This is a genomic window from Micromonospora vinacea (genome assembly GCF_015751785.1).
GTDB classification, from domain to species: domain Bacteria; phylum Actinomycetota; class Actinomycetes; order Mycobacteriales; family Micromonosporaceae; genus Micromonospora; species Micromonospora vinacea.
In genome coordinates this window covers 5,227,308-5,253,523 of the sequence record NZ_JADOTY010000001.1, presented here as the reverse complement: position 1 = coordinate 5,253,523, position 26,216 = coordinate 5,227,308, and the positions used below count along the sequence as shown (strand labels likewise).

The following is a 26,216-nucleotide window of genomic DNA, read 5'->3' as shown; positions in this document are numbered from 1 at the left end:
TTATCGCTCCGGTGAACGCCAGGCAGGCGAATGTCCGTTTCGGACCATAGCTGCCACCTGAGCCCGGCACGCCAGGTCAGCCGCTCCGAGGGACGAGTCGGCGAGGCGCCTTGGGGGTTGCGGGCGTGTTAACGACCAACTATGTTAGCGATCACATCGATGTGCCGCGATAAGCGCAGGGGTGGGCACCCAGCGTCCACGGCGACCCCGTCCCACCACCCACACCGCACCCGTCGCCGGCCCTCTGCCGCCGACGATCCCCCGCCATCGATGGCGGCCCCGACGTACCCGGCCACCTGGAGGTTCCCCATGCCACCCCCACCCCTCAGCCGCCGCCACCTGCTTCAGGCCGCCGGAGCCACAGTGGCGCTCTCCGCGGCCGGCACCGCCGTCTCCCCCGGGAGCGCGTCCGCCGCCGTCGTGCCCCCGGTCCGGTCCGACATCGGCGTCTCGGCGTACGCGTTCGACCTCGGTCAGGTGCGGCTGACCTCCGGCCGCTGGATGGACAACCAGTCTCGGACGCTCAACTACCTGCGGTTCGTCGACGTCGACCGGATGCTCTACAACTTCCGCGCCAACCACCGGCTGTCCACGAACGGCGCCGCCACCAACGGGGGCTGGGACGCACCGAACTTCCCGTTCCGGACCCACATGCAGGGCCACTTCCTGAGCGCGTGGGCGTACGCGTACGCGGTGCTGGGCGACACCACCTGCCGGGACAAGGCGAACTACATGGTCGCCGAGTTGGCCAAGTGCCAGGCCAACAACGGCGCCGCCGGCTTCGGCGCGGGATACCTCTCCGGCTTCCCGGAGTCCGACTTCAGCGCGCTCGAGGCACGGACGCTGTCCAACGGCAACGTGCCCTACTACTGCATCCACAAGACCCTCGCCGGGCTGCTCGACGTCTGGCGCTACATCGGCAACACACAGGCCCGTACGGTGCTGCTGTCACTGGCGGGCTGGGTCGACACCCGGACCAGCCGACTGAGCTCCAGCCAGATGCAGTCGATGCTGGGCACCGAGTTCGGGGGCATGAACGACGTGCTCGCCGACATCTACCAGCAGACCGGCGACAGCCGGTGGCTCGCCACCGCACAGCGGTTCGACCACGCCGCCATCTTCGACCCGCTGGCCTCCGGCCAGGACCAGCTCAACGGTAAGCACGCCAACACGCAGGTGCCCAAGTGGATCGGCGCGGCCCGGGAGTTCAAGGCCACCGGGACCACCCGTTACCGGAACATCGCCAGCAACGCGTGGAACATCACCGTCGGCGCGCACACCTACGTCATCGGCGGCAACAGCCAGGCGGAGCACTTCCGGCCGCCCAACGCGATCGCCGGCTACCTCACCAACGACACCTGCGAGCAGTGCAACACGTACAACATGCTCAAACTGACCCGGGAGCTGTGGCTGCTCGACCCGAACCGGGCGGACTACTTCGACTACTACGAGCGCGCGCTGATGAACCACCTGATCGGCGGACAGAACTCGGCCGACAGCCGCGGCCACATCACCTACTTCACCCCGCTGCGGCCGGGTGGTCGTCGGGGTGTGGGCCCGGCGTGGGGTGGCGGCACCTGGAGCACCGACTACAACTCGTTCTGGTGCTGCCAGGGCACCGGCCTGGAGATCAACACGAGGTTGATGGACTCCATCTACTTCTACAACGGCACCACGCTGAGCGTGAACCTGTTCACGCCGTCGGTGCTGAACTGGACGCAGCGCGGCATCACCGTCACCCAGACCACCAGCTTCCCGGTCAGTGACACCACCACCCTGACCCTGAGCGGCTCGATGAGCGGCTCATGGAGCATCCGGGTGCGGATCCCGTCCTGGACCAGCGGTGCGACGATCGCCGTCAACGGCACTGTGGAGAACGTCACCACCACACCGGGCAGCTACGCCACGGTCACCCGCACCTGGGCCGCAGGCGACACCATCACCGTGCGGCTGCCGATGCAGGTCGCCATCAAGGCCGCCAACGACAACGCCAACGTCGGCGCGATCACGTACGGCCCCGCGGTGCTGGCCGGCAACTACGGCAACACAGCCCTGAGCACCCTGCCCACCCTCACCGTCTCCTCGATCACCCGGACCAGCACCAGCTCGCTCGCGTTCACCGCCAGCGCCAACGGGTCCACTGTGAACCTCGCCCCCTTCTACGACGCCCACGGCTACAACTACACGGTCTACTGGAACACCAGCGGAAGCGGCGGCCCCACCGGCAGCTACCGCCTGGTCAACGTCGGCACCGGGCTGGTCCTCGGCGTGCAGAACATGTCCACCGCCGACGGCGGTCTGGCCGTGCAGTGGGGCGACAGCGGCACCGCGGACCACAACTGGGTGGTCATCACCGACGGCAACGCGGTCCGGTTCCGCAACGTCCACAGCGGCAAGGTCCTGGGCGTGGAGAACATGTCCACCGCCGACAACGCCAGAGTCCTCCAGTGGGCCGACAACGGCACCGCCGACCACCGGTGGATCCTGGTGGACAACGGCGACGGCACCTACAAGATCCGCAACGTCAACAGCAACAAACTGCTCGGAATCCTGAACGGGTCGACCGCCTGGGGAGCGCAGGCCGTGCAGGATCCAGACAACGGCAGCGCCGACAACCGGTGGAGGCTGGTCCGCAACGCCTGACAGCCGCCCCGCTCGACGGGCTCACCGGCGCGGTCACCCGAAGGCCGCGCCGGTGACGCCGAGCGGACGCCCGCCAGCGGTCGTACAGTGGGGAGGGTCCTGGCCCCAGTGAACGTGGCGGACGTGTCGGCTCGTGCCGCTTCCGCCCGGAAGGAGCACAGTGAACCGCCCCCTCCGCACCACGCTCGGCGGCGCGTTGACCGCCGCCATGCTGGTCACCATCGCCGTCGCGCCGGCGCAGGCGCACCCCGCAGGGCAGCCGCCGACCGTCCTCGCCCTTCCCGACGGCTTCCAGCCCGAGGGCATCGCCACCGCCGGCCGGTACGCCTACTTCGGCTCCCGCGCGACCGGCGCCATCCAGCGCGTCGACCTGGTCACCGGCCGGGGCACGACGATCGGCGCGGCCACCGGCACGCCGTCGCTCGGCCTCAAGGTCGACCCACGCGGCCGGCTCTTCGTCTCCGGCGGCACGGCTGGCGACGCGCGCGTGCTCGACACCCGCACCGGCGAAGTCCTGGCCCGCTACCAGTTCGCCACCGCCCCGACGTTCGTCAACGACGTCGTGCTGACCCGCGACGCCGCGTACTTCACCGACTCGAACCGGCCGGTGCTCTACCGGCTGCCGCTCGGTCGCGGCGGGGCGCTGCCTCCCGCCGACGCCTTCACCACGATCACACTGACCGGCGCCTACGAGCAGGTCGGCACCGGCGTGAACCTCAACGGCATCGCCACCACACCGGACGGCCGGGCGCTGATCGTCGTCCAGTCCACCACCGGCACGCTGTACCGGGTCGACCCGGCGACCGGCGCGAGCACCGTCGTGGACGTGCCGGGCCACACCTTCACCAACGGCGACGGACTGCTCCTGCTCGGCCGCACCCTCTACGTCGTGCAGAACCGCCTCAACCAGGTCGCTGTGGTCCGGCTGAACCACACCGGCACCGCCGGCACGCTCACCAGCATCATCACCGACCCGACCTTCGACGTGCCCACCACCGTCGCCAAGTCGTTGGGCCGGCTCTACCTGCCCAACGCCCGGTTCACCACACCGCCGACCCCCACCACGCCGTACACCGCCGTCGCGGTCCGCACCCACTGACCGACCCGAGGGGGCACCCGCCGCGGGTGCCCCCTCGCGGCCCGCCGCTCTGGATCCCAATCGCCGATCGGCCGCCAGTAGGATCACTGGTACCTCGGCGATGACTGTCGCCTCGTGCACCCCGGAGTCCGTGTGGCCGCCCGTTCGTACCGGTTCCTGCGCCGCACCCTGGCGGTGGGCTGCCTCCTCGCCGCTGCCGCACTGCCGGCCACCCGGCCGACAGTGCCGCCGACCGTCATCGCCGACGCCACGGACGCCCCGCAGCCCACGGTCCTGCGGATGCTCCAGCTGAACCTCTGCAACAGTGGCCGCGCCGGCTGCTACACCGGACGAGCAATGGCCAGGGCCGCCGAGGTGATCACCGCCGAGGCACCCGACCTGGTCACCCTCAACGAAATCTGCGCGGGCGACCTGTCCGCCCTGCACGGCGTGTTCCAAACCGTCCACCCTGGCCGGACCGTGGTGGCCGCGTTCCAGGCCGCCGGCGACCGCCCGAGCGGCGACGACACCCGCTGCCGCAACGGCCAACGGTTCGGCATCGGGCTGCTGACCCACGTGCGGACGTCGGCCACCCCGCACACCGTGTACGCCGGAACCCACCCCACCCAGGACCTCGCGGACCCCGAGGAACGAGCCTGGCTCTGCGTCGACGTCGACGGCGCCCTGCTCGCCTGCACCACGCACCTGTCCGCCACCGGCTACCGCATCGCGCTCACCCAGTGCGACCACCTGCTCGACACCATCCTGCCGACGATCAGCCGCGACGCCGGGGACGAGCCCACAGTGCTGGGCGGCGACCTCAACCTGCGCGCCGGGCACGACCCCGACGTGCGGTCCTGTACACCACCGGGCCATCAGCGGATCGACGACGGCCGGCTGCAACACATCACGGCGACCACCGACATCACGCTCTGCTGTCGCGAACTGGTGCCCATGCACGGCGCGACCGACCACCCCGGGCTACTGGTCACCCTCACCATCGGCCCCAGCCGCCGGCCGGCCTGATCCGCGCCGCGCGGAAGGCGGGGCCGGCCGCACGTCGTCAGCGCGGCGGCGTGTCCCGACGGGACGGGAACGGGGTCCCCGGCTGGCCAAGGGTGGACCGGGCGCGCAACCCGACCGGGTCGGGAGCGGCCGTGGGCGTCGAGGGCGCCGGTTCCGCGAGCCGGCGCCCGTCGAGGTACGCGGCGGCGGCCCGGTCGTCGTCGGTCGGGGCGGCGAGCAACGCGTAGAGCAGACCGACGACCCCGAAGAGCACCGCCAGCACGATCGGCACCAGCAGGGTGCTCACCCCGGCGCCGGTCACCTCACCCGCCCGCTCGTGACGGTGCACCGACAGGGCGCTCATACCGGTGAAGTGCATCCCGTTGACGGCAATCCCCATGACCAGCGCGGAGGCGAAGATCGCCAACCCCCGCCGGACGGTCATCGCGAGCCACAGCGCGACGGTGGACGCGACCACGGCGATGACCACCGAGAGCACGACCCGGACGGTGTCGTAGCCGAGGCTGCCGTTGAGGCGCATGGCGGCCATTCCGGTGTAGTGCATGGAGGCCACCCCGGCGCCGGTGAAGACGCCGCCGGCGATCAGTCGTACCGGATTCAGCCGACCGGTGCCCACGATGGCCAGGCCGATACCGACCGCCACCACGGCGATGGCCGTGCTGGCCGCGGTCAACGGCACGTCGTAGCGGATCCGGGTGTTCTCGACGGCGAAGCCGAGCATGGCCATGAAGTGCATCGCCCAGATGGCGGTGCCGCCCAGCGCCCAGGCCGACAGCAGACCCCACCACGCCCGCTGACGGTTCGTCCGGGCCGTACGGATGCGTCCCGCGCAGACCAGACCGAGGATCGAACCGAGCACGGACAGCGCGTAACTCAGGGCGGGCGTGATCCACCCGTACTCAAAGTGATTGATCTCCGCCACGGCGTCTTTCTCCCCATTCGTTACCGACGCGTCAACAAGACGCCTCGGCAATGATCAGGGGTGCTGTGATCAGGCGCAACAGTGCCCCCCCGGGCTATTCGCGGGGTGCCGCGGCGGTGACGGTCCGCTGCGTCGATTCGACAGCCGAAAATGACTGGGCGTAGTGGTCAGCCTGACGTGTGGTACGCGAGAACGCCTCGATTGACGGCCGCTATAGCCTGTCGCGCGGTCGAGCGCAGCTCCGTTGTGGCACCACCGGAGTCGGCAATCTGACCGAGCAGGTCGACCACCTGTCGGGCCCACCGGACGAAGTCACCGGCGGGCATCTCACCATCGATCTCGTGCCCGCTGCCGAGCACCTTGGCCAGCGCCTCGCCCCGCGCCCACCGGTAGACGGGCCAGGCGAAACCGAGATCCGGCTCCCGGGTCGCGGTCAGCCCTCGCGCCGCCTCGTCGGCCTCGATCTCCCCCCACAGCTTCAGCGTCTCGTCCACCGCGTCGGCCACCGGCCCGCGCGGCAGCGACGCCCGCTCGTCGACATCACGACGCGCCTCGAACACCACCACGGACACCGCGGCGGCCAACTCGGCCGGCGACAACCCGTTCCACACCCCCCGGCGCAGACACTCGGCGACCAGCAGGTCCGCCTCGGTCCAGATCCGGCCCAGCATCCGACCGGCGTCGGTGACCGCGCCGTCGTGGGCGAGGTAACCACGCTCGGTCAGCAGTGCCACGATCCGGTCGAACGTCCGAGCGAGGGAGCCCGTACGGCCACTGACCCGCTCGCGCAGCTCCTCGGTGTCGCGTTCCAGCCGCCGACGCCGCTCCGCCCAGCGGGCATGCTCCTCCCGCTCGGGGCAGGCGTGGCAGGGGTGGTTGCGCAGCTCGGTGCGGAGCTGGGTGATCCGGTGGTCCTCGCCGCTCACCTGGCGGGAGCGGCCCCCGCGTCGGCCACCATGCCGGTCCAGGCCGGTGCCGCTGACCTCGGCGGCCAGGTCCCGCCGGGCGCCCGGGGACCGGTGGTTGAAGTGCTTGGGCACCCGGATCCGGGCTAGCACCTCGGCCGGGGTGGTGAAGTCGCCGGGGCTGACCCGCCCGGCCCACCGGTCCTGGGTGAGCACCAGTGGCCGGGGCTCACCGAACCCGCCGGTCGCCGGGTCCAGCACCACGGCCAGCCCGGCTCGCCGGCCCGACGGCACCCGGATCACATCGCCGACCCGCAGCCGCTCCAGCGACGCCACCGCGGCGGCCTTGCGCTGGGTCTGCCCCTGCCGGGCGATCGCCTTCTCCCGCTCGGCGATCGCCACCCGCAGCGCGAAGTACTCGTCGAAGTCGCCGTGGTGGCAGGCGGCCTCCACGCCGTACGCCTCGATGGTCTCGGTGTTGCGCTGCACCTGCCGGGCCAGGCCGACCACCGACCGGTCCGCCTGGAACTGGGCGAACGAGGACTCCAGCAGAGCCCGGGCCGGCTCCGCGCCGACCGTGCCGACCAGGTTCACCGCCATGTTGTACGACGGCCGGAAGCTGGAACGCAGCGGGTAGGTGCGGGTGGACGCGAGCCCCGCGACGTGCCGTGGGTCGGTCTCCGGGGACCACACCACCACGGCGTGCCCCTCCACGTCGATGCCACGGCGACCGGCGCGCCCGGTGAGCTGCGTGTACTCCCCCGGGGTCAGGTCGACGTGCGCCTCGCCGTTGTACTTGACCAGCCGTTCCAGGACCACGCAGCGGGCCGGCATGTTGATGCCCAACGCCAGCGTCTCGGTGGCGAAGACCGCCTTGACCAGGCCGCGGACGAACAGCTCCTCGACGATCTCCTTGAACACCGGCAGCATGCCGGCGTGGTGGGCGGCCAGACCGCGTTCCAGGCCGTCCAGCCACTCCCAGTAGCCCAGGACCGACAGGTCCTCGCCCGGAATGGCGGTGACCCGGGACTCGACGACCCGACGGATCTCGGCCCGCTCCTCCGCCGAGGTGAGCCGCAGCCCGGCGGCGAGACACTGCTGAACGGCGGCGGCGCACCCGGCCCGACTGAAGATGAACAGGATCGCCGGTAGCAGACCCTCCCGGTCCAGTCGGTCGACGATGTCCGGGCGCATCGGGCCACGCCAGCGCGGGCCACGCCGGCCGGCACCGGGGCCTGCGCTGCGCCCCTCCCCCAACTCCAGGCGACGCACGGTGTCCCGGGTGTACCGCAGCAGCTCCGGGTGCACGTCGTGCTTGCGGGCGGCGTCGGCGTCGTGGAACAGGTCGAACATCCGCTTGCCGACCAGCATGTGCTGCCACAACGGCACCGGCCGGTGCTCGCTGACCACCACGGCGGTCTCGCCGCGCACGGTGACCAGCCAGTCGGCGAACTCCTCGGCGTTGGAGACGGTCGCCGACAACGAGACCAGGGTGACCGAGGCGGGCAGGTGAATGATCACCTCTTCCCACACCCCGCCGCGGAACCGGTCGGCCAGGTAGTGCACCTCGTCCATCACCACGTACGCGAGGCCCTGGAGGGTGCTGGAGCCCGCGTAGAGCATGTTGCGCAGCACCTCGGTGGTCATCACCACCACCGGCGCGTCGCCGTTGATCGCGTTGTCGCCGGTCAGCAGGCCGACCTGCTCGGCACCGTACCGGGCGACCAGGTCGTGGTACTTCTGGTTGGACAACGCCTTGATCGGCGTGGTGTAGAAGCACTTGCGCCGGGCCGGTGGGGTCGTCGCGTCGGCGGCGGGCGCCGGGTCGTCGGGCCGCCCGCGCAACGCCAGGTGGACGGCGAACTCCCCGACCACCGTCTTACCCGCGCCGGTGGGAGCGCAGACCAGCACACCGCTGCCCCGCTCCAGCGACTGACACGCCTCCCGCTGGAAGTCGTCGAGGTCGAACCCCAACTCGAGCGCGAACTCGTCCAGCGCCGGAAACTGTGCGGCTTGTGCGGCCTTGCGGCGCGCCGCTGCGTACCGCTCGGCGGGGCTCGACATGGCTCCAAGATTAGTGCGTGCCGAGTCACGTCACCGCACAAGGCCGTCCGGCGGTGCGGTCGGAGGCGGTCGGTAGGGTGCACGGCGTGCCGGACCATGCCGAACCGCCCCAGACCAGTCCGCCGGGCACCGCCGAGGCGCCCGCCGCCCGCCGGGCGTCCCGACGCCCTGTCAAAGCGGTGCTCTTCGACTTCCACGGCACCCTCGCCCAGGTGGAGGACCCCCAGCGGTGGGTGCTGGAAGCCGCGGCGGCGTGCGGCGTCACCCTGAACCGGGTCCGCGCCACCTCGCTGGCCGACCGACTGCTGACCGCCGGCCGGGCCGGCGGGCCACTTCCGGCGCGGGTGCCACCCCGACTCGCCGAACTGTGGGCCGACCGGGACCTCTACCAACACGCCCACCGGGGCGCGTACACCGGACTGGCCGAGACCGTCGACGCCGGCATCGACGGCTTCGCCGACGCGCTCTACGAGCGGCTGCTGACCGCCGAGGGCTGGCTACCGTACGCCGACACCGCCGCCACCCTGACCGCGCTGCGCGACGCCGGGGTGCCGGTGGCAGTGGTCAGCAACATCGGCTTCGACCTACGACCACACTTCGACACCTGGGGGCTGACCGACCTGGTCGGCGCGTTCGTGCTCTCGTACGAGGTGGGGCGCTGCAAACCCGACCCGGCGATCTTCTGGCGTGCCTGCGGCATGCTGGGCGTCGACCCGGAGCAGACCCTGATGGTCGGTGACACCCCGGCGGACGCCGGCGCGGTGGCCGCCGGCTGCTCGGTGCTGGTGCTCCCGGCCGCCGAGCCGGGCCGGGAGAACGGGCTGGGCGCGGTGCTCGACCTCGCCCTGCCCGGCTGACCTGCGGTTGCCTCGGCCACGCCGGTGGACGCCGCCGCACAGTGGCCGACGAGGACCGCCTACCGTCGTGCCCGTGACGGAGACCCTGCTGCCCACGCCATCGCCGGCCGACACGCCACCGGCCCGGCGCGGCGGTGTCGCCGCCGTGGGGCTGGTGCTCGGTGGGGCGCTGTCGGTGCAGTTCGGCTCCGCCGTGGCCGCGTTGCTCTTCCCGCGTACCGGGGTGGCCGGCGCGGTGACCCTGCGGCTGACCATCTCGGCGGTGCTGCTGCTCGTCGTGTGCCGGCCCCGCCTGCGCGGGCACGACCGGTCGGCCTGGCTCGCGGCCGGCGCGTTCGGGCTGGCGTTGGCCGGCATGAACTCGCTGTTCTACCAGGCCATCGAACGCATCCCGCTGGGCCTGACGGTGACGCTCGAGGTGCTCGGCCCGCTGGCGCTGTCGGTGTTGACCGCCCGACGACTGGCCAGTTGGGCCTGGGCGGGGCTCGCGCTGGCCGGGGTGGCGCTGCTCGGGCAGGGCGGCTTCGACCGGCTGAACCCCGCCGGAGTGGCCTTCGCCTTCGGCGCGGGCGCCATGTGGGCCGCGTACATCGTGCTGAGCGCCCGGGTCGGCGGCCGCTTTCCCGGCGCGGACGGGCTGGCCCTGGCGCTGGCCCTCGCCGCGCTGGTCACCCTGCCGCTGGGCATCGTCGACGGCGGCGCGGTGCTGCTCGACCCGCAGGTGCTGGCGCTGGGCACCGCCCTCGCGGTGCTCGCCTCCGGGTTGCCCTACACCCTGGAGCTGCTGGCGCTGCGGCGGATGCCCACCGCCACCTTCGCGGTGCTGATGAGCCTCGGCCCGGCCGTCGCCACGCTCGCCGGGTGGCTGGTGCTGCGGCAGGCGCTGACAGTGCTGGAGTGCGCCGCCATCGTGCTGGTCATCGCGGCGAGCATCGGCGCGGTACGGGTCAACGCAGCAGCCGCAGGGCGCCCGGAACGGCGCTGATCGTCACCGGCAGTTCCAGGGAGCGTTCCCCGTCGGCGTACGAGGTGATGCCCTCGGCTGCCAACTCCACGGTGCGAGCCCGGAAACTGCGCACCAGCGGGTGGCTGACGTGGGTGCCCTGGTAGATGCGTGGCTTCACCCGGACCAGGGTCCTCCGGTTGACCCGACCCGCCACCACCACGTCGAGCAGCCCGTCGGTCGGGTCCGCGTCGGGGCAGATCCGCATCCCACCGCCGTAGGTGGGGCAGTTGCCCACCGCCACCAGCACCGCGTCCAGGTCATGCGACACCCCGTCGAGGCGCAGCGTGTAGCGGCGGGGGCGCAGCCGGGCCAACTCGACCAGGATCGCCAGGTCGTACCGGCGCGGACCGCGGGGCCAGCGCATCCGGTTGGCCCGCTCGTTGACGATCGCGTCGAACCCGGCCGCGAGGACCGCCCCGTACCAACGCTCGGCGCCGTCGACGGCGACCATCCGGGCCAGGTCGACCGGTTGGCTGCGCCCGTCGCGCACCGCCTCGGCGATCACCGCCGCCGCCGCGAGGGGGTCGGCCGGAAAGCCGGTGTCCAGGGCGAAGTCGTTGCCGGTGCCGGCCGGGATCGGCCCGAACGGTACATCGGTGCCGGCGACGGCCTGCAACGCCCGGTGCACGGTGCCGTCCCCACCGACCGCCACCAACGCGCCAGCGCCCTCGGCGACGGCGGCCCGGCACGCCGCCTCCGCCTCGGCAGGGCTGGACGCCGGCAGCAGCCGGACCGGCCGGCCGGCGGCGGCCAACCCGTCGAGCAGCCGGGGCAGCAGCGCGCGGTGCCGTCCCCGGCCGGCGGTCGGGTTGACGAGCACGGCGACCGGGCCGGGCAGGTGATCGTCTGCGGTCACGGGCAGCACCGTACCGGTCGGACACCAGCCGTTCACCAGGGGCAGGTGCCGTCACCATCAGTTCCGCTGCCGGCGCGCGTGGTGATGCAGCGACGCCGCCCCCGGTCAATGGGGGCGGCGTCGGCAGAACGGGTGGTGCGCGACCGTCAGGTCATGTCGTCGTAGCGGCGTTCGATCGGTGCCGGTGGGGCGACCGGTTCGGGTACGCCGATCGGCGCTGCCGAGTCGACCCGCTGCCCAGCCACGACCGGGTCCGCGTCGAACTCCAGCGGCGACACCTCGTCGTCGTCGATGCCGGCGTAGATCTCCTTGCCCCGCCCACGCCGCTTGTCGTTGAGGAAGGCGATGCCCACCGCGCCGAAGTACAGCGCGGAGAGGCAGATCGCCAGGGCGGTCATCCCGAACGGGTCCGGGGTGGGGGTGACCACGGCGGAGAAGGCGAAGAACACGAAGATCGCCACCCGCCACCAGCTGAGCAACCGTTTCGCGCTGGCGATGCCCACGAAGTTGAGCATCAGCACGACGAGCGGGAACTCGAAGGCCACACCGAACAACAGGATCAGGTTGGTGACGAAGGAGATGTACTTGGTGATCTCCAGTGTCGTGCTGATCTCGCTGTCCGAGATGCTGAGCAGGAACTCCAGGCCCTTGGCCGTGACGAAGTACGCCAGCACCGCACCGGCCGCGAACAGCGGCGCGGCGAGGGCGGTGAAGAAGTACGCGTAGCGCCGCTCGTGCCGGTGCAGGCCGGGCGCGATGAACGCCCAGAGCTGGTACAGCCAGATCGGCGCGGCCACGATCAACCCGACCCAGAGCGCGACCTTCAGGTTGAGCAGGAACAGGTCGGCCGGGCCGAGCTGCACGAACTCGCACTTGCCGTCGACATATCTGGCCTGCGGCAGGTCACAGTAGGGCTGCTGGAGCAGGTGCAGCACCGGCTTGGCCAACCAGAAACCGAAGCCGAACCCGACGAGGATCGCCACGGACGCGCGGAACAGCCGGTTACGCAGTTCGCGGACGTGCTCGATGAGCGTCATCGAGCCGTCGGCGGCCCGCTCGAACGCCTTTGGGCCGCGTTTACGCAGTGCGAAGGCCACGGTGGTGGGGCCCTTCGGTCAGTTGTCGCGGACGCGGTGCACCGGGTCGACGACCGGCTGCTGCGGCGGGGTCTGCTGGTACGGGGCCTGCTGCGGCTGGCCGGCGTACGGCGCCTGCTGCCCGGCGTGCGGCGGCAGCGGCTGGTAGCCGGCCTGCGCGTCGGCCTTCTCGGCGAGGTCGCGGTCGTCGTCCTGCAGGCTCTTGGTCTCGGCCTTGATGATCCGCAGCGACCGTCCCAGCGAACGGGCCGCGTCGGGGAGCCGCTTCGCACCGAAGAGCAGGATCAGCACAACCACGAGAACAGCGATGTGCCACGGCTTGAGGGCACCCATGAGAAGCTCCAGTCGCTCTGTGTCCGGGGGGTGGTACGCAGCCCATCGTACGTGCGGATCGGCTGCCCGCCACCCGCTGGGTGATGGTGGTATGGCCGGGAGGGTGAAGTCTTGACCAACCCGCGATGATCCGTCAACCACCGCCGGGTGCGTACACGATCAGCCGCGCTTGGCCTTGATCACCGCGAGTCGATGGGATGTGGTGTCGAGCCGACGTTGGACGTCCTCGGCACGCTGTTGCAGCGCCTCGGCGGTTTCCCGCAGCGCCTCGGCCTCGGCGGCCCGCCGCTGCAACGCCACGGCGGCGCGGCGCAGTCGGGGCAGCCGGGCCAGCACCGGCCGCACGGCCAGCGCGAGCGCCACGAGGGGTAGCAGCACCACGGCGAGCACGATCCAGATCAGCACGGCGGTCAGCCTACTGGGTGCGGCCGGCCACCGCCGGGTCACCCGACGGGGTCCGCTCCGGCTCGACCTCGGCGGGCCGGGGCACGGCCGTGGGCGTGGGCACGGCGTACGCGTCCAGCGCGGCGGCCGCCGTCGCCCGCACCTGCTCGGCCAACTCGACCGGGGCGACCACGGTCACCTCCGGGCCGAGGCCCAGCACGAACCGGCGGGCCCATCCCAGGTCGGTCACCCGCAGGGAGACCAGCCACTGGTCGCCGTCACCGGCCTCCACCCGCTCGCACGGGTAGTACTCGGTGATCCACCGCTCGCCCCGGCCGATGCGCAGGGTGATCAGCGGCAGGTCGGCCGAGGGGCGGAACACACCCTCGGTGAGGTCGTGCGGGACGGCCTGCGGCGGCACCGCGGCTGGCTCGCCCAGTTCGGTGATCGCGTCGATCCGGTCGCCGCGGAACAGCCGAACGGCCTCCGCACGCCGACACCACGCCTCCACGTACGCCCGGCCGCCGACCATGAGCATCCGCAGCGGGTCGATGACGCGCTCGGTGGTCTCGTCCCGGGCGGCCGTGTAGTAGGTGATCCGCAGGGCCTTGCCGCCCTCCACGGCGGCGCGCAGCGCCTCGACCCGACGGGTGTCCCCGGGCAACCGGACCGCCACCGGGGCACCCACCAGGTCGCCCGCGTCCTCGATCTTGGCGAGGGCCCGTTCGACCGCCTCCCGGTTGGCCACCCCGGGTGTCTCGGCCAGCATCCGCAGCGCCACCACCAGCGCGAGGGCCTCGTCGGGCGTCAGCCGCAACGGCCGGTCGATGCCGGCGTCGTAGGTGATGGTCACCCGGTCGCCGTCGAACGCCATGTCGATCAGGTCACCGGGGCCGTAGCCGGGGAGCCCGCACACCCAGAGCAGCTCCAGGTCCTCCCGGAGCTGACGTTCGGTGACGCCCAGGTCGCCGGCCGCCTCGGCGATCTCGATGCCGGGCCGGGCCAGCAGGTAGGGCACCAGGTTCAGCAGTCGGGCCAGCCGGTCGGCGGACGCGCGGGAACCGTTGCGGGCGGCCGGGCGGGTCACCGGGCACCCCCGCTGCCGGCCAGCTCGTCGTGGCGCACGGCGATCTCCTTGAGTCGTTGGATGACCGCCTCGCGGACCTCCGGTGGGTCGAGGACCCGCACGTCCGGGCCGTAGCCGACGAGGTGGCCGGCCAGCCCGTCCGGGTCCGCGTACGGCAGGACCAGCCGGTCGCCGTCCGGCCCGGCGGTCACCTCCACCGCCCAGCGGCGCAGCCCGGCGGCCCGCCCCGGCGCGGCCAGCACTGTGGCCCGGCCGGTGCGCTCCACCGGGCCCGACCAGCGGGCCACGTGGCTGATCAGGTCGACGTTTGCCGGCGGCTCGTACGCGCCGGGGGCGCCGGTCACCCGGACCGCGCCGACGACCCGGGACAGCCGGAAGCAGCGGGTCGCCTCACGGTCCTGGTCGTGGCCGACCACATACCACCGGCCGCGCCAACAGACCACGCCCCACGGTTGCAGCCGGCGCCGGCTGGGCGCGTCGCGGTCGGGCACCCGGTAGTCGAACCCCACCTCGCGGCGGTCCCGGGCGGCGGCGGTCAGCGGCGCGAACGCCGGGTCGACAGTGACCATCGGCTCCAGGCCGAGGGTCGCCTGCGGGTCCACGTCCACCCCGGCGGCCCGCAGCTTGGCCAGCCCGGACGACGCGGCGGCGGCCAGCCCGGCGTGCTGCCACAGCCGGGCGGCGATGCCGACCGCGGCGGCCTCGTCCGGTTCGAGGAGGATGTCGGGCAGCGCGTACTCGCGGTGGGCGATCCGGTAACCCGGCTCGGCGTCGAAGGCGCTCGCCGTGCCGGTCTCCAACGGCACACCCAGCTCGCGCAGCTCGGCCTTGTCCCGCTCGAACTTGCGCTGGAACGCCTCGTGGTCGCGCGCGTCGTCCGGATCGTGCTCGTAACCGGGCACGGTCGCGGCGATCTGCGCGGCGGTCAGGAACCGTCGCGTGGACAGTAGGCAGATCACCAGGTTGACCAGGCGTTCGGTGCGGGTCCGCGACACGCGGTAGACGCTAGCAGCCGACCCGCCCACACCGTGCACCCACGCGGGCGTGCCGCACACTTGTTCGGATCGGGCCTCCCCCGGCGCGTCGCCGTCCCCGGTCATAGGGTGATCCTCATGTCGCAAGCGGAGGCCAGGCCCGAGAGCGAGAGCACCGGCACAGTCGTCGTCGCCGGCGCCGCCAACCTCGCCATCGCGGTGGCCAAGCTGATCGCCGGGCTGATCTCCGGATCCGCCGCGATGCTCTCCGAGGCGGCGCATTCGGTCGCCGACACCACCACCGAGGTGCTGCTCTTCCAGGCGCTGCGCCGCGGCGCCCGTCCGGCCGACCAGCGACACCCCTTCGGGTACGGCAAGGAGAGCTACGTCTGGGCGTTCTTCGCGGCCATGTTCACGTTCGTCGCCGGCGCCGGTTTCGCCGTCACCCACGGCGTCACCACGATCCTGGTGCACGAGCACAGCGGCGACTACCTGCTCTCGTACATCGTGCTCGGGGTGTCGTTCGTCATCGAGTCGATCTCACTGGCCCGGGCCGTGCGGCAGGTCCGCCGCGAGTCGCGGCGCTGGCGGACCACGCCTCGACGGTTCCTGCGGCTGACCGCCGACACCACAGTCAAGGCGGTCTTCCTGGAGGACAGCGCCGCCCTGATCGGTCTGGTGCTGGCCGGGCTCGGCGTCGGCCTGTCGCACGCCACCGGCGACGAGGTGTGGGACGGCGTCGCGTCGATCCTGATCGGGTTCCTGCTGCTGACGGTCGCCGGGGTCCTCGCCGGCAACAACCTGTCGCTGCTGGTGGGCCGGGCCGTCCCGGAGCGGCTGCGTCACGAGATCGAGCAGGATCTGGCCGGGCTGCCCGAGGTGGAGCGCATCGACACCCTGTTGACCATGCAGCTCGGCCCGCAGGACATCCTGGTCGCCGCGAAGGTCGACTTCCGCGACGAGGCCACCGGCGCGCAGATCGAGGCCACCGCCGACGAGGCCGAGCGGCGGCTCACCGACCGGTACCCGGAGATCCGCTTCGTCTTCCTCGACCCCACCCGTTCGGTGCCGGGCGCCACCGGCACCGCCCGGCACACCCAGGCCGGGCCGAGCCCGGACGCCGGCGGCACCGAACCGACCTGACCCACACCCGGGCGCGGGCCGCCGGGCCCGCGCGGCTAGCGTGCCCGTCATGGTGCGATGGCGTACGGGGACGGTGGCGACGCTGCGACGGCAGTGGACCGGGGCGGTGGAGCTCGACGTCGACCTGCCCGACGGCACTCGGATGCGGGCGTTGGCCTACCCGGAGCTGGTCGGCACGCCCGAGCCCGGCGACCGGGTGCTGCTCAACGCCGGCGCGCTGCTGATGGGGCTGGGCACCGGCGGGTACGCGCTGGTGGTGGCCCTGCCGGACCGGCTGCCGCCGGACCCGCCGGACGTCGCCGACACCCGCGACGCCGGGCACCTGGTCAAGGCCCGCTACACGCCGTTGCAGCCGATCCTCCTCGGCGTCGACGAGGAGGCGTCCCCGCACCGCGACGTGCTGGCCGACGCGGACGACCTGGACGGTCTGCCGGTGGTCACCGCCGACCTGCACTCGGCGCTTCCGGCGATTTTGGCCGGCATCCGGGCCGACGCCCCGCAGGCACGGGTCGCGTACCTGCTCACCGACGGTGGGGCGCTGCCCGCCTGGTTCTCCCGCACCCTCGCCGGGCTGCGGTCCGAGCTGGCCGGCACGATCACCGTCGGGCAGGCGTTCGGCGGTGACCTGGAGGCCACCACAGTGCACGGCGGTCTGCTCGCCGCCCGGCACGTGCTCCACGCGGACGTCGCGATCGTCGCTCAGGGCCCCGGCAACCTGGGCACCGGCACCCGGTGGGGGTTCTCCGGCGTCGCCGTCGGCGAGGCGGTCAACGCGATCGCCACACTGGGCGGCCGACCGGTCGGCTCGTTACGCATCTCCGACGCCGACCCCCGCCCCCGACACCGGGGCGTGTCCCACCACAGCCTCACCGCGTACGGCCGGGTGGCGCTCGCCCCGGCGGAGCTGGTGGTGCCCGAGGACCTGGCGCCGTCCCTCGCGGCCGAGGTGCACGCGGCGCTGGCTCCCCTGGCGGCCCGGCACCGCATCGTCCGGGTGCTCGTCGACGGTCTCGACGCCGCGCTGCGGGCCAGCCCCGTGCCGCTGTCCACCATGGGCCGTGGCCTCGACGCCGACCACGCGTACTTCCTGGCGGCAGCCGCCGCCGGCCGTCACGCGGTGACCCTCCTCCCCTGACCCGATCCGAGCCGCCCGACCCGGTTGATCATGAGGTTGTTGCCCGCCGCCTCGGCGTGTCATGGCAATAACTCCATGATCGACGCGGGCGGGGGCGGGGGCCTGGGGGGGCGGTTAGGCCAGGAAGATCAGGGCTAGCCAGCCGCCCACGATGAGCACCAGCGCCAGGGCCAGCACCCAGGTCGGCACCGTGTACTCACCGCGCCGGTTACGGTCGATCTCGGCGCGGATCTTCTCCCGCCGGCGTTCGACCCAGTTCTGCCGCTCGGAGCCGCGCTCGGAGCGGTCGGAAGGTCCAGAAGTCGTCATGGCGCGCTCAGCTTAACCGCTCGGTGCGCCGGACCGACCGGCCCCGTCGGCGCAGGGCACCGCCGGGGCCGGCAACCGGTCACATGCTGGCGATCAACCGCTCCACCCGCTCGTCGTACGCCCGGAACGGGTCCTTGCAGAGCACTGTGCGCTGGGCCTGGTCGTTGAGCTTCAGGTGCACCCAGTCGACTGTGAAGTCCCGGCGCTTCTCCTGGGCGTGCCGGATGAACTCGCCCCGCAGCCGGGCCCGGGTGGTCTGCGGCGGGGTCTCCTTGGCCTCGAAGATCTCCGGGTCGGTGGCCACCCGGTCCACGTCGCCGCGGCGCTCCAGCAGCCCGTAGAGGCCCCGGCCACGACGCACGTCGTGGTACGCCAGATCCATCTGCGCCACCCGGGGGTGCGACAGCGGCAGGTCGTGCTTGCGCTGGTAACGCTCGATCAGCCGCAGCTTGCTGACCCAGTCGATCTCCCGGGAGACGGGCTCCAGATCGCCGGTCTCCACCGCGTTGAGCACCCGGCCCCACAGCTCGACGACCCGCTTGGCGGCCTGGTCGCCACCGCGTCGCTCGACGAACTCGGTGGCCTTGGAGAGGTATTCCTGCTGGATGTCCAGGGCGCTGACCTCCTTGCCGTTGGCCAGCCGCACCTTGCGCCGGCCGGTGATGTCGTGCGACACCTCCCGGATGGCCCGGATCGGGTTCTCCAGGGACAGGTCGCGCATCACCACCCCGGCCTCGATCATCCGCAGCACGATGTCGGCGGTGCCGACCTTGAGCAGCGTGGTGACCTCGTTCATGTTGGAGTCGCCGACGATCACGTGCAGCCGCCGGTAGCGCTCGGCGTCGGCGTGCGGCTCGTCCCGGGTGTTGATGATCGGGCGGCTCCGGGTGGTCGCCGAGGAGACGCCCTCCCAGATATGCTCGGCCCGCTGCGAGAGGCAGTAGACCGCGCCGCGTGGGGTTTGCAGGACCTTGCCGGCCCCGCAGATCAACTGCCGGGTGACCAGGAACGGGATGAGCACGTCGGCGAGCCGGCCGAACTCGCCGTGCCGGGAGACCAGGTAGTTCTCGTGGCACCCGTACGAGTTGCCGGCCGAGTCGGTGTTGTTCTTGAACAGGTAGATCTCACCCGCGATGCCCTCGTCGTGCAGCCGCTTCTCCGCGTCGACGAGCAGGCCCTCCAGGATCCGCTCGCCGGCCCGGTCGTGGGCGACGAGATCGGTCACCGAGTCGCACTCCGGTGTCGCGTACTCCGGATGCGACCCGACGTCCAGGTAGAGCCGGGCTCCATTACGCAGGAAGACATTGCTCGACCGGCCCCAGGACACCACGCGACGGAACAGATACCGCGCGACCTCGTCCGGGGACAGCCGCCGCTGCCCGCGATAGGTGCAGGTGACGCCGTACTCGGTCTCGAGGCCGAAGATTCGCCGCTCCATGGTGTGACATTAGCCGCCCGGAGGCCCGGTTCGTCACTGTCAGACCACAGGTCGTGCCCCGAGCGCTGTCACATACCGGTTGAGTGCGACATTCCGTCCGGGCCGAGGCTCGCCACGAACCGCCGGCAACTGTCGTACTCCGGGAGCAGGCCCCGCTCGCGGGCCTGCGCGAGGGTCGGCGCGGCGTCGTCCCGCGCGGACAGCAGCGGCACCTCGGCGGGCCACTCGATGCCCAACTCCTCGTCCAGCGGGTGCACCGCGTGCTCGCCGGTCGGGTTGTAGGTGGCCGAGCAGAGATAGCTCAACGTGGCGTCGTCGGTCAACGCGCAGAACCCGTGCCCCAGCCCCTCGCTGAGGTAGACCGCCCGACGGTCGGTGTCGTCCAGCCGGACGCCCTCCCAACGGCCGAAGGTCGGCGAACCCACCCGCAAATCCACGATCACGTCGAGGACCGCGCCCCGCACACAGGTGACGTACTTGGCCTGCCCGGGCGGGACGTCGGCGAAGTGCACGCCGCGCACCACGCCACGCGCGGAGACCGACAGGTTGGCCTGGGCCAGCCGCAGCGGATGCCCCACCGCCTCGGCGAGCTTGTCGAAGCGGTACCACTCCATGAACATGCCGCGCGGGTCACCGTGCTGCTGGGGGGTGATCTCCCAGGCGCCCTCGATGCTCAACTCACGGATCTTCACCAGGAACCCCCGTCGCCGGACTGCTCGGTGAGCAGACGGAGCAGGTAGTCGCCGTAACCGCTCTTGGTCAGCGGCTCGGCGAGCGCGCGCAGCTGCGCGTCGTCAATCAGGCCCGCGCGCCAGGCGACCTCCTCGACACAACCGATCTTGAGGCCCTGCCGCTCCTCGACCACCCGGACGAACTCGGCGGCCTGCATCATCGAGGTGAACGTGCCGGTGTCCAGCCAGGCGGTGCCCCGATCCAGCACCGTCACCGACAGCTCCCCGGTCTCCCGGTACGCCTCGTTGACCGCCGTGATCTCCAGCTCACCCCGGGCGCTCGGGGTGAGCTTGCGGGCGATGTCCACGACCCGGTTGTCGTAGAAGTAGAGGCCGGGCACCGCGTAGCGGGACTTCGGCCGGGCCGGCTTCTCCTCGATCGAGAGCACCCGACCATCGGCGTCGAAGTCGACCACGCCGTACTCCTGCGGGTTGGCCACCTGATAGGCGAAGACCCGCCCGCCGACCGGGTCACCGTGGGCGGCGAGCTGCCGACCCAGACCCACGCCGTGGAAGATGTTGTCGCCGAGCACCAGCGCGACCGACTCGGCGCCGATGAAGTCCGCGCCGAGGATGAACGCCTGCGCGATGCCCTCCGGACGCTCCTGACTGACGTACTCCAGCCGCAGCCCGAACTGGCTGCCGTCGCCGAGCAGCCGACGGAACTGGTCCTGGTCGTCCGGAGTCGTGATCACCAGGATCTCCCGGACCCCGGACATCACCAGGGTGGAGAGCGGGTAATAGATCATCGGCTTGTCGAAGACCGGCATCAGCTGCTTCGAGACGGCCCGGGTGATCGGCCAGAGCCGGGACCCGGTGCCGCCGGCAAGTAGGATTCCACGCACCGGGAGAGCCTAGCCGCACCCGGGCACATTGTGCGGGGGTCGCATAGCAGGTGCCGCACCGCCTGTCGCGTATACTTCCGGACCCGTGAGGATCCTCGTCACCGGCGGAGCCGGATTCATCGGGTCGGAGTACGTTCGCCTGCTGCTGGGCAAGCCGCTCGGCAGTGCAGCCGGCGTGCCGCCGCTCGAGCCGGCCGTCGTGACCGTGCTGGACAAACTGACCTACTCAGGCAACCTGGCCAACCTCGAACCCGTCCGCGACGATCCGCGACTGCGGTTCGTGCAGGGCGACATCTGCGACCCGGTCGTCGTCGACGAGGTGGTGGCCGAGCACGACGTGATCGTGCACTTCGCCGCCGAGTCACACGTCGACCGCTCGATCGCCGGCGCCGCACCCTTCGTGACCACCAACGTGCTGGGCACCCAGACGCTGCTCGACGCCGCCCTGCGCCACGGCACCGGCCGGTTCGTGCACGTCTCCACCGACGAGGTCTACGGCTCGATCGACGAGGGCTCCTGGACCGAGACGTGGCCCCTCGCCCCCAACTCGCCGTACTCGGCGTCCAAGGCCGGCTCCGACCTGCTCGCGCTGTCGTACCACCGCACCCACGGCATGGACGTGGTCGTCACCCGCTGCTCCAACAACTACGGCCCGTACCAGTTCCCCGAGAAGGTCATCCCGCTGTTCGTCAGCAACCTGCTCGACGGTGGCACCGTCCCGCTCTACGGCGACGGCGGCAACATCCGCGACTGGCTGCACGTGCACGACCACTGCCGCGGCATCGCCCTCGTGCAGCAGAAGGGCCGCGCCGGTGAGGTCTACAACATCGGCGGCGGCACCGAGCTGACCAACAAGGAACTCACCGGCCTGCTCCTGGACGCCTGCGACGCCGGGTGGGACCGGGTCGTTCCGGTCACCGACCGCAAGGGCCACGACCGCCGGTACTCCCTCGACATCACCAAGATCAGCGACGAGCTCGGCTACCAGCCCAGCATCACCCTGGAGCAGGGCCTCGCCGACACCGTCCGCTGGTACCGGGACAACCGCGGCTGGTGGGAGCCCCTCAAGTCCGCGCCGACCGCATGACCCGAGTACTCGTCACCGGCGCGGGCGGCATGCTCGGCCGGGACCTGGTCACCGTGCTGGGGACACGGCCCGACCTCAAGGTGACCGCCGCCACCCGCGCCGACCTGAACGTCACCGACCGCGCGGCGGTGGACGCCGCCGTCACCGGGCACGACCTGGTGATCAACGCGGCGGCGTGGACCAACGTCGACGCCGCCGAGGCCGACGAGGCCGCTGCGACGGCCGTCAACGGCCACGCCGTGACCAACCTGGCCGCGGCGTGCGCCACCGACGGAACCCGGCTCATCCAGGTCTCCACCGACTACGTCCTCGCCGGCAACGCGGACACCCCCTACCCGGAGGACGCGCCCACCGCGCCGGTCAACGCCTACGGCCGCGGCAAACTGGTCGGCGAACAGGCCGTCGCGCGGCTGCTACCCGACACCGGGTACGTCGTACGCACCGCCTGGCTCTACGGCGCGCACGGCCCGAACTTCGTGGCCACCATGCTCCGACTCGCCACCCAGCGCGAACACCTCGACGTGGTCGACGACCAACACGGCCAACCCACCTGGTCCTACGCGCTCGCCGAGCGGCTCGTCGCGCTCGCCGACGCGGCGCTGGCCGGTCACGCGGCGCCCGGCGTCTACCACGGCACCTGCGCCGGGCAGACAACCTGGTACGGGTTGGCCCGCGCCGCGTTCACCCTGGCCGGGCTGGACCCGGACCGGATCCGACCCACCACCAGCGACCGGTATCCGCGTCCCGCCCCCCGGCCTGCGTACAGTGTGCTAGGGCACAGCCGCTGGGCAGCCGTGGGTCTGGCCCCGCTTCCGGACTGGCACAGCGCCCTGGTCGACGCGTTCCACTCCCCCGCTCCACCCGCCCCGTGGAAGGTCGCATGAAGCTCACACTCGTCACCGGACTGACCGGCCTGCTGCTCCTCGGCACCATCGTCGAGCTGCTGCGCCGCCGTCAGCTGCGCGAGAAGTACGGCATGCTCTGGCTCGCCGTGCTGATCATCGTGATTCCGCTGTCGCTGTTCCCCCGGCTGCTCGACAACGTCGCCGAGACGCTCGGTGTCGCCTCCGGTGTCAGCCTCGTGCTCTTCCTCGGCATCGTCTTCCTGCTGCTGGTGTGCGTCCACCTCAGCTGGGAGGTCAGCGCCCTGGAAGAAGAGACCCGGACCCTGGCCGAAGACCTCGCCCTGCTCCGCGCCGAGATCGACGCGGACCGGGCAGCCCGAGACGAACTGGTGTCGACCGATGGTTAACGGCAAGCGCACCCTGATCATCATCCCGGCTCTCAACGAGTCGGGCTCGATCGCCGACGTCGTCGGCGAGGTCCGCGGCGAACTGCCCGGCGTCGACGTGCTCGTTGTCGACGACGGCTCCACCGACCGCACCGCCGCCGTCGCCGCCGCCGCCGGCGCGAAGGTCGCCAAACTGCCGTACAACCTCGGCGTCGGCGGGGCCATGCGCCTGGGCTACCGCTACGCCCGCGACCACAACTACGACGTCGCCATCCAGATCGACGCCGACGGCCAGCACGACCCGCGGTACGTGCCGAAGCTCGTCGACCTGCTCGAGGACAACGACCTCGTCATCGGCGCCCGCTTCGCCGGTGAGGGCGACTACAACGTCCGCGGCCCCCGCCGCTGGGCGATGGTGATGCTCTCCGCCGTGCTGTCCCGGGTCGCCCACACCAAGCTCACCGACACCACCTCCGGCTTCCGGGCCGCCAACCGGCGAGTCATCGAGATGTTCGCCAGCTGGTACCCGGCCGAGTACCTCGGTGACACGGTGGAGACCCTGGTACACACCGCCCGACGCGGATACCGCATCCGGCAGGTCCCGGTCGCCATGCGCAAGCGGATGGCGGGCACCCCCAGCCACTCCCCCGCCAAGGCGATGGTCTACCTCGGTCGCGCGTTCGCCGTCCTCACGCTGGCGCTCATTCGCCGGTGATCCGCCGCCTGCTACGCCTGATCCCGCCCGGCACCATCGCTGTTGGTGCCGGGCTGGGTCTTCTCGGCCTCGCCTCCTACGTCCACCTCGCCGTCGCCGGCCACAGCCTCAGCGGCGCCGACTACAACCGCCTGTCGGTGCTCTGGTCGATCGTGTTCACCCTCGGCATCGGCGTGTTCCTGCCGATCGAGCAGGAGGTCGCCCGGGTCGTCGCCGCCCGGCACAGCCAGGGGCTTCCCCCCGGGCCCGTGCTGGCCCGGGGCGTCACCGTCGCCGCCGCGATGCTCGCCGTGCTGGTGCTGGCCGTCACCGCCGGGCGCCAACTCCTCGCCGACCACCTCTTCCACGGCGACGGCACCATGGTCACCGTCCTCGTCGGCGCGCTCGCCGCGATGGCCGTCGCCTACGCCACCCGCGGTGTCCTCTCCGGCCTGCAACTCTTCCCCTGGTACGGCACCCAACTCGGCATCGACGGCGGGCTGCGCATCGCCATGGTCGCCCTGCTCGGGCTGGCCGGCGTCACCTCCCCCGTCTGGTACGGCGTCGTGCTCGTCGTCGCCCCGCTGGCCAGCGTCCTGCTCACCCTGCCGCCGGTCCTGCGCGCCATCGGCGGCGGCCCACCGGTCGCCTGGGCCACATTGCTGCGCGGCCTCGGGCTGCTCACCGCCTCCAGCCTGCTCTCCCAGGTCGTGGTGAACGTCGGCGTGATCAACCTGCAGCTGCTCGCCCCCTCCGACACCGCAGCCGCCGGCGCGCTGCTCTCCGCCCTCGTGCTGGTCCGCATCCCGCTGTTCGTCTTCGGCTCCCTACAGGCGTCACTGCTGCCCGGCCTGGCCACCACCGCCACCACCGGCGACCAGGCCGGCTTCCACAGCCTGCTACGCCGGGCGCTCGCCATCGTCACCGCGCTCGGCCTCACCGGGGCCGTCGGCGCCGTACTGCTCGGCCCGTGGCTGGTCGGCGTACTCTTCGACGCCCCCGGCGTCCTCGGCCACGGCGACTTCGCCTGGCTGGCCGCCGCCACGCTCGCCTACCTCTGGGCGATGGTGCTCGGCCAGGCCCTCCTCGCCCTCGACCGGCACCGCGCCCAGGCCCTCGCCTGGACCGTCGGCGTCGCCGCTCTGATCATCGTGACGCTGCTCCCCGCCCCGGTGATCCTCCGGGTCGAGCTGGCCTACACCGTCGGCTCCGTCATCGTGGCCGCCACCATGGCGGTGCTGCTGCTGCGCGGTGGCGTCCGCCGACCCACCACCCTCACCCGGCCGCTCGCCGACGCCGTCACCCCCGCCGTATCCGGAGGCATCCGATGACCAGCCCACAGGTGACCGCGGTAATGCTCGCCTACGGCGCCGAGCCATACCTGGTCGACGCCGCCCGGGCCGTACTGGCCAGCACCGACGTCGAGATCGACCTCGTCGTCGTCGACAACGGCTGCACCGGCGACGGCATCGACATCGTCAAGGGCCTGCCAGGGGTGCGGGTGATCCGACCGGAGGAGAACACCGGCTACTCCGGCGGTTGCCGCGTCGGCGCCGCCGAGGCCACCGGAGACTGGCTCGCCTTCGTCAACTCCGACGCCGTCGTCGCCCCCGACGCCCTCGCCAAGACGGTGGCAGTCGCCGCCGAACCCGGCGTCGGCGCCGCGATGGCGTCGATCCGGCTGGCCGACACCCCGGAGCTGATCAACACCTCCGGCAACCCGCTGCACTTCACCGGGCTGTCCTGGGCCGGCGGCAACGGCGAACCCGCCACCGCGCACGCCGCCCGCACCAGCGTCCCGTCGCTCAGCGGCTGCTGCTTCGTGATCAGCCGCCAACGGTGGCAGGAGCTCGACGGCTTCGCCGCCGAATACTTCGCCTACCACGAGGACACCGAGCTGAGCCTGCGGCTCTGGCAACGCGGCCTGCGACTGGAGTACGTCCCCGACGCCGTCGTGCGCCACCACTACGAGTTCTCCCGCAACGACCTGAAGCTCTACCTGGTGGAACGCAACCGACTCGTCACGCTGCTCACCGCGTACCAGACCCGGACGCTCCTGGTGCTCGCCCCGATGCTGCTGCTCACCGAGGCCGCCATGCTCGCCGCCGCGATGGCCGGCGGCTGGACCAAGCAGAAGACCCGCGGCTGGGGCTGGCTGTGGCGCAACCGGGCCTGGGTCGGTGCCCGTCGCCGCCAACTCCAGACCGAACGGACAGTGCCCGACGGGGTGATCGCCGAGCTGATGACCGCCCGGGTCGCCCCCTCGAACGTCGACTCGCCTCCCGGCATGGGCATCTTCAACGCGGTCGCCGCCGGCTACTGGGCTCTCGCCCGGCCGCTGCTCCAGCGCCGCTGACCCGGCCCGTACCCA

25 protein-coding genes are annotated in these 26,216 nt (G+C 71.9%); 13 read left to right on the top strand and 12 right to left on the bottom strand.

The annotated features are described in order from the left end of the window. Positions 1–309: 309 nt before the first annotated feature. From IW249_RS24700 to IW249_RS24690, 3 genes are all read left to right on the top strand, one after another. The gene (locus tag IW249_RS24700; RefSeq protein WP_196922937.1) at positions 310–2,643 is read left to right on the top strand and encodes a beta-L-arabinofuranosidase domain-containing protein; all 2,334 of its coding nucleotides are present in this window, start codon (positions 310–312) and stop codon (positions 2,641–2,643) included. Between the two features lie 160 nt (positions 2,644–2,803). Next, complete coding sequence (locus IW249_RS24695) at positions 2,804–3,742, top strand: SMP-30/gluconolactonase/LRE family protein (RefSeq protein WP_196922936.1); 939 nt, start codon at positions 2,804–2,806, stop codon at positions 3,740–3,742. Between the two features lie 132 nt (positions 3,743–3,874). Continuing rightward, a complete protein-coding gene (locus IW249_RS24690; RefSeq protein WP_307788692.1) occupies positions 3,875–4,747 on the top strand; it encodes an endonuclease/exonuclease/phosphatase family protein in 873 nt (290 codons plus the stop codon). Between the two features lie 37 nt (positions 4,748–4,784). Here the strand turns inward: IW249_RS24690 and IW249_RS24685 are convergent, their stop codons facing one another. Together IW249_RS24685 and IW249_RS24680 are read right to left on the bottom strand one after the other, a co-directional pair. Continuing rightward, positions 4,785–5,669 carry an MHYT domain-containing protein gene (locus IW249_RS24685; RefSeq protein WP_196922934.1) on the bottom strand — a complete coding sequence of 295 codons (885 nt, stop codon included), beginning with the start codon at positions 5,667–5,669 and terminating at the stop codon, positions 4,785–4,787. A gap of 167 nt (positions 5,670–5,836) precedes the next feature. Beyond that, complete coding sequence (locus tag IW249_RS24680; RefSeq protein WP_196922933.1) at positions 5,837–8,638, bottom strand: DEAD/DEAH box helicase; 2,802 nt, start codon at positions 8,636–8,638, stop codon at positions 5,837–5,839. 86 nt (positions 8,639–8,724) lie between these two features. Between IW249_RS24680 and IW249_RS24675 the strand changes: the two genes are divergently transcribed. Together IW249_RS24675 and IW249_RS24670 are read left to right on the top strand one after the other, a co-directional pair. After that, the gene (locus tag IW249_RS24675) at positions 8,725–9,495 is read left to right on the top strand and encodes an HAD family hydrolase (protein WP_196922932.1); all 771 of its coding nucleotides are present in this window, start codon (positions 8,725–8,727) and stop codon (positions 9,493–9,495) included. 67 nt (positions 9,496–9,562) lie between these two features. After that, complete coding sequence (locus IW249_RS24670) at positions 9,563–10,480, top strand: EamA family transporter (RefSeq protein WP_196922931.1); 918 nt, start codon at positions 9,563–9,565, stop codon at positions 10,478–10,480. Here the strand turns inward: IW249_RS24670 and IW249_RS24665 are convergent. The 6 genes from IW249_RS24665 to IW249_RS24640 all read right to left on the bottom strand — a co-directional run bounded on the left by IW249_RS24665 (position 10,443) and on the right by IW249_RS24640 (position 15,253). Further along, the gene (locus IW249_RS24665; protein WP_196924941.1) at positions 10,443–11,366 is read right to left on the bottom strand and encodes a diacylglycerol kinase; all 924 of its coding nucleotides are present in this window, start codon (positions 11,364–11,366) and stop codon (positions 10,443–10,445) included. The two genes, IW249_RS24670 and IW249_RS24665, sit on opposite strands and share 38 nt — an antisense overlap. 137 nt (positions 11,367–11,503) lie before the next feature. After that, positions 11,504–12,454 (bottom strand): twin-arginine translocase subunit TatC, encoded by a 951-nt coding sequence (gene tatC, locus IW249_RS24660; RefSeq protein WP_196922930.1) that lies wholly within the window; start codon positions 12,452–12,454, stop codon positions 11,504–11,506. Positions 12,455–12,472: 18 nt separating this feature from the next. Then, the gene (gene tatA, locus IW249_RS24655) at positions 12,473–12,787 is read right to left on the bottom strand and encodes a Sec-independent protein translocase subunit TatA (protein ID WP_196922929.1); all 315 of its coding nucleotides are present in this window, start codon (positions 12,785–12,787) and stop codon (positions 12,473–12,475) included. 159 nt (positions 12,788–12,946) lie between these two features. Then, positions 12,947–13,192 (bottom strand): hypothetical protein, encoded by a 246-nt coding sequence (locus IW249_RS24650; RefSeq protein WP_196922928.1) that lies wholly within the window; start codon positions 13,190–13,192, stop codon positions 12,947–12,949. Positions 13,193–13,202: 10 nt separating this feature from the next. After that, positions 13,203–14,258, bottom strand: a complete 1,056-nt coding sequence (locus IW249_RS24645) for a helix-turn-helix transcriptional regulator (protein ID WP_196922927.1) — start codon at positions 14,256–14,258, stop codon at positions 13,203–13,205. After that, a complete protein-coding gene (locus IW249_RS24640; RefSeq protein ID WP_196922926.1) occupies positions 14,255–15,253 on the bottom strand; it encodes a helix-turn-helix transcriptional regulator in 999 nt (332 codons plus the stop codon). Before IW249_RS24640 ends, IW249_RS24645 begins: the two co-directional genes overlap by 4 nt. 117 nt (positions 15,254–15,370) lie before the next feature. On the opposite strand from IW249_RS24640, the gene IW249_RS24635 reads away from it, so the two are divergent. Both IW249_RS24635 and IW249_RS24630 read left to right on the top strand, forming a co-directional pair. After that, positions 15,371–16,375, top strand: coding sequence for a cation diffusion facilitator family transporter (locus tag IW249_RS24635; RefSeq protein WP_196922925.1), 1,005 nt, complete (start codon positions 15,371–15,373; stop codon positions 16,373–16,375). A gap of 49 nt (positions 16,376–16,424) precedes the next feature. Then, complete coding sequence (locus tag IW249_RS24630; protein WP_196922924.1) at positions 16,425–17,510, top strand: DUF3866 family protein; 1,086 nt, start codon at positions 16,425–16,427, stop codon at positions 17,508–17,510. A 114-nt stretch (positions 17,511–17,624) separates the two neighbouring features. On the opposite strand, the gene IW249_RS24625 is transcribed toward IW249_RS24630, so the two are convergent. The 4 genes from IW249_RS24625 to rfbA all read right to left on the bottom strand — a co-directional run bounded on the left by IW249_RS24625 (position 17,625) and on the right by rfbA (position 20,833). Further along, on the bottom strand, positions 17,625–17,819 hold the full coding sequence (locus IW249_RS24625) for a hypothetical protein (RefSeq protein WP_196922923.1): 195 nt from the start codon (positions 17,817–17,819) through the stop codon (positions 17,625–17,627). Between the two features lie 79 nt (positions 17,820–17,898). Beyond that, positions 17,899–19,257, bottom strand: a complete 1,359-nt coding sequence (gene pafA, locus IW249_RS24620; protein WP_124771093.1) for a Pup--protein ligase — start codon at positions 19,255–19,257, stop codon at positions 17,899–17,901. A gap of 68 nt (positions 19,258–19,325) precedes the next feature. Continuing rightward, positions 19,326–19,949: a dTDP-4-dehydrorhamnose 3,5-epimerase gene (gene rfbC / locus IW249_RS24615; protein ID WP_196922922.1), complete on the bottom strand. Its 624-nt coding sequence runs from the start codon at positions 19,947–19,949 to the stop codon at positions 19,326–19,328. Continuing rightward, entirely contained in the window at positions 19,946–20,833 is an 888-nt protein-coding gene (gene rfbA, locus IW249_RS24610) for a glucose-1-phosphate thymidylyltransferase RfbA (protein ID WP_196922921.1), read from the bottom strand. Before rfbA ends, rfbC begins: the two co-directional genes overlap by 4 nt. Before the next feature lie 85 nt (positions 20,834–20,918). Between rfbA and rfbB the strand changes: the two genes are divergently transcribed. Genes rfbB through IW249_RS24580 form a run of 6 tightly spaced genes read left to right on the top strand, consistent with a single transcriptional unit; the run spans position 20,919 to position 26,201 of the window. Then, positions 20,919–21,920, top strand: coding sequence for a dTDP-glucose 4,6-dehydratase (rfbB, locus tag IW249_RS24605; protein WP_196922920.1), 1,002 nt, complete (start codon positions 20,919–20,921; stop codon positions 21,918–21,920). Further along, positions 21,917–22,804: a dTDP-4-dehydrorhamnose reductase gene (rfbD, locus tag IW249_RS24600; protein WP_196922919.1), complete on the top strand. Its 888-nt coding sequence runs from the start codon at positions 21,917–21,919 to the stop codon at positions 22,802–22,804. Before rfbB ends, rfbD begins: the two co-directional genes overlap by 4 nt. Beyond that, on the top strand, positions 22,801–23,172 hold the full coding sequence (locus IW249_RS24595; protein ID WP_196922918.1) for a DUF2304 domain-containing protein: 372 nt from the start codon (positions 22,801–22,803) through the stop codon (positions 23,170–23,172). The genes rfbD and IW249_RS24595 overlap by 4 nt, the downstream gene beginning before the upstream one ends. Continuing rightward, positions 23,165–23,866, top strand: coding sequence for a glycosyltransferase family 2 protein (locus IW249_RS24590; RefSeq protein WP_196922917.1), 702 nt, complete (start codon positions 23,165–23,167; stop codon positions 23,864–23,866). Before IW249_RS24595 ends, IW249_RS24590 begins: the two co-directional genes overlap by 8 nt. After that, positions 23,863–25,176 (top strand): lipopolysaccharide biosynthesis protein, encoded by a 1,314-nt coding sequence (locus tag IW249_RS24585; protein WP_307788691.1) that lies wholly within the window; start codon positions 23,863–23,865, stop codon positions 25,174–25,176. Before IW249_RS24590 ends, IW249_RS24585 begins: the two co-directional genes overlap by 4 nt. Beyond that, entirely contained in the window at positions 25,173–26,201 is a 1,029-nt protein-coding gene (locus IW249_RS24580; RefSeq protein WP_196922916.1) for a glycosyltransferase family 2 protein, read from the top strand. The genes IW249_RS24585 and IW249_RS24580 overlap by 4 nt, the downstream gene beginning before the upstream one ends. Positions 26,202–26,216: the final 15 nt, after the last annotated feature.

What these genes read in the sequence shown, in the direction of transcription:
- tatA (WP_196922929.1), bottom strand. Translation starts at nt 12,787, where the DNA reads ATGGGTGCCCTCAAGCCGTGGCACATCGCTGTTCTCGTGGTTGTGCTG.
- IW249_RS24635 (WP_196922925.1), top strand. Translation starts at nt 15,371, where the DNA reads ATGTCGCAAGCGGAGGCCAGGCCCGAGAGCGAGAGCACCGGCACAGTC.
- IW249_RS24700 (WP_196922937.1), top strand. Translation starts at nt 310, where the DNA reads ATGCCACCCCCACCCCTCAGCCGCCGCCACCTGCTTCAGGCCGCCGGA.
- IW249_RS24595 (WP_196922918.1), top strand. Translation starts at nt 22,801, where the DNA reads ATGAAGCTCACACTCGTCACCGGACTGACCGGCCTGCTGCTCCTCGGC.
- IW249_RS24590 (WP_196922917.1), top strand. Translation starts at nt 23,165, where the DNA reads ATGGTTAACGGCAAGCGCACCCTGATCATCATCCCGGCTCTCAACGAG.
- IW249_RS24625 (WP_196922923.1), bottom strand. Translation starts at nt 17,819, where the DNA reads ATGACGACTTCTGGACCTTCCGACCGCTCCGAGCGCGGCTCCGAGCGG.
- pafA (WP_124771093.1), bottom strand. Translation starts at nt 19,257, where the DNA reads ATGGAGCGGCGAATCTTCGGCCTCGAGACCGAGTACGGCGTCACCTGC.
- IW249_RS24630 (WP_196922924.1), top strand. Translation starts at nt 16,425, where the DNA reads ATGGTGCGATGGCGTACGGGGACGGTGGCGACGCTGCGACGGCAGTGG.
- rfbD (WP_196922919.1), top strand. Translation starts at nt 21,917, where the DNA reads ATGACCCGAGTACTCGTCACCGGCGCGGGCGGCATGCTCGGCCGGGAC.
- IW249_RS24680 (WP_196922933.1), bottom strand. Translation starts at nt 8,638, where the DNA reads ATGTCGAGCCCCGCCGAGCGGTACGCAGCGGCGCGCCGCAAGGCCGCA.
- IW249_RS24580 (WP_196922916.1), top strand. Translation starts at nt 25,173, where the DNA reads ATGACCAGCCCACAGGTGACCGCGGTAATGCTCGCCTACGGCGCCGAG.